Source organism: Pseudoalteromonas sp. C12FD-1, assembly GCF_037414265.1.
GTDB lineage: Bacteria > Pseudomonadota > Gammaproteobacteria > Enterobacterales > Alteromonadaceae > Pseudoalteromonas.
Genome location: NZ_JBBEVD010000065.1, coordinates 1 through 251, shown reverse-complemented (window position 1 = coordinate 251; position 251 = coordinate 1). Strand labels below are relative to the sequence as shown.

Sequence of the window (251 nt, the reverse complement as noted above, 5' to 3'; positions counted from 1 at the left end):
CGGGAACGGCCGAGCAAGACGCCTTCTTGTTGAAGGTGCACACACTTATCGATATGCAGCCAATATATCGACAGATATGCAAAAACGACAAGAAGGTTTACCAAAGGACATTATTGATATTGCGTGGAAAGCACAACTTAGGCTCTGCAAGCGCTATAAAAAAATGATAGCCAAAGGGAAACATTACAACCTGGTTGTCACCGCCATTGCTCGAGAAATGATTGCATACATATGGGCAATTGCAAAAGAAG

1 pseudogene is annotated in these 251 nt (G+C 43.0%); it reads left to right on the top strand.

Annotated features, from left to right (window positions below):
* Window positions 1–251: pseudogene (locus WDB87_RS15750) on the top strand (IS110 family transposase); the annotation flags it as partial.